We start from the raw sequence: 2,061 nt of genomic DNA, 5'->3' as shown, positions 1-2,061 counted from the left end.
GTCGCGCACAGTGCGCAGGCCGCGCACCGACAGCACGACATCGCCGGCCACCGCGCGTTGCGCCGGCCGGGCGTAGAGCTCGGACGCCGCGCGGCCGACCATCTTCTCGATGATTTTGGGCAGCGCGATCGGCCCGCCTTCACGGTTAAGGTGGCCGGCAAGCCTGCCGTCGCGCAGCACCGTCATGCGATCGCATATGGCGGACGCTTCCTCCAGCCGGTGGGTGACGAACATAATGGCGACCCTGTCCTTGCGCAGCCGGTCCATGATCGACAGCAGCCGCTGCACCTCGGTCTCGGTCAGCGCCGAGGTCGGCTCATCCATGATGATCAGCCGGCTTTCCAGCGACAGCGCCCGAGCAATCTCGACCAGTTGCTGCTCGGCCACGGACAATGCCGAGACCGGCGTCATCGGGTCTATGGAGAGACCGACGCGGGCGATGATCGTGCGGGAATCTTCCTCCATCTTGCGCCAACTCACCAGCCCGAGCGGGCCGATCGGCGCGCGGCCGATGAAAATGTTCTCCGCCACGGTCAGCGTCGGGATCAGGCTCAGTTCCTGATAGATGGTGACGATGCCAAGCCGCTTGGCATCCTGCGGGCTGGAGGGATGATAATCGGCACCGTCGAAAGTGATGCGGCCGCCCGATGGCGGCATCACACCCGACAGGATTTTCAAGAGCGTCGATTTGCCGGCGCCGTTTTCGCCCAGCAGGCCGAGGATCTCGCCGGGGCGGATATCGAGCGAGACATCGCTGAGCGCCGTCACGCCGGCGAAATGCTTGGTGATGCCTTCGACGGCAAGCAGGATGGGTTCGGGCGAGGCGGCTTCAGCGGCTGGCGGCAAGGGTGGCTCCTTCCATGCAGTTGATGTCGCCTGTCAGCGCTTGAACGCCCCCCTCTGTCCTGCCGGACATCTCCCCCTCAAGGGGGGAGATTGGCTGTGTCACCGGCGACACCTTTTCTTTCAACATTTGGGAACTGGCGAAAGCAGGAGGAACAGTCGATCTCCCCCTTGAGGGGGAGATGTCCGGCAGGACAGAGGGGGGCGCTGTCCCGCCGGCTTTGCCAATCGGCCGATCCCCGCCAAACCCCTACTTCGTCTCGCCAATCCGCTCTGCCTTGTCGAGATTGTCCTTGCCGATGACGATTGGCGTCAGCAGCACCAGCTTCTCCTTCGGCTCGGTCTTGTCCTTGGCAAAGGCCACCGCGATGCGCACCGCAGTGCGCGACTGCTCGCCGGGGAATTGCTCGACGGTGCCCGCAAGCTTGCCGTCGCGCACGGCGACCAGCGCTTCGGGCAGTGCATCGAAGCCGTAGATCTTGACGTCGGTGAAGTTGCGCGCGGCACAAGCCTCCATGGCGCCCAGCGCCATGTCGTCATTGGCGCAGACGATGGCGTCGGGTTTGCCGTTGGCGGCAAGGCCAGCCTCGGTCACCGACAGCGCCTCGGCGCGGGCGAAGTTGGCGGTCTGCTCGAAGACGATCTGATACTTGTCCTTCAGAGGATCGAGCACATTGTGCACGCCCTTGTTGCGGTCGATCGCCGGGCCGGCGCCGGGCTGGCCCTGCAGATGGAACAGCTTGGCACCGTTGGGAAACGCCGCCACCACGGCGTTGGCTTCCGCCTCGCCGCCCTTCACATTGTCGGCGCCGACATGGGCGAGGATGCCCTCGACGCCGTCTACGCGGCGGTCGATCGTCACCACGGGAACGCCGGCCTTGACCGCTTCCTCGATGGCCGGCGCCAGGGCGTTGACGTCGAGCGGCGAGATGACGATGGCGTTGACCTTCTGCACCAGGGCGGCCTCGATGTCGGCGGTCTGCTTGGTGGCCGAGTTCTGGCCGTCGCTTTCGGTCAGATTGACGCCTTGCGTGGCGGCTTCCGCCTTGATCTCGTTCAGCATGTGCACGAAGAACGGAAAGCCGAGACTGGGCACCGAGCCAAGGATAGTGAGCTTGTCCTGCGCAAACACAGAAGGCGCGGCAACCATCATGGCGCCGAAAGCCGCGGACGACAGCAGGAATTCACGTCTGTTCATGGGATCCTCCTCCACAAGAA

2 protein-coding genes are annotated in these 2,061 nt (G+C 64.8%); both read right to left on the bottom strand.

Annotated features, from left to right (window positions below; genetic code table 11):
• Positions 1–846: sugar ABC transporter ATP-binding protein (locus tag EN879_RS33400; protein ID WP_164774746.1), on the bottom strand; the 846-nt coding region annotated here is incomplete at its 3' end.
• A 247-nt stretch (positions 847–1,093) separates the two neighbouring features.
• Positions 1,094–2,041, bottom strand: coding sequence for a substrate-binding domain-containing protein (locus EN879_RS33390; RefSeq protein ID WP_013530574.1), 948 nt, complete (start codon positions 2,039–2,041; stop codon positions 1,094–1,096).
• Between the last annotated feature and the right edge of the window lie 20 nt (positions 2,042–2,061).

The sequence above is a fragment of the Mesorhizobium sp. M7A.F.Ca.AU.002.02.1.1 genome (assembly GCF_003998535.1).
Classification (GTDB): Bacteria; Pseudomonadota; Alphaproteobacteria; order Rhizobiales; family Rhizobiaceae; genus Mesorhizobium; species Mesorhizobium ciceri.
The sequence above is the reverse complement of the archived record's forward strand: the minus strand, read 5'-3'. Positions and strand labels throughout refer to the sequence as shown.

Coding starts and splice junctions, on each gene's coding strand:
- EN879_RS33390 (WP_013530574.1), bottom strand. CDS start 2,041: ATGAACAGACGTGAATTCCTGCTGTCGTCCGCGGCTTTCGGCGCCATG.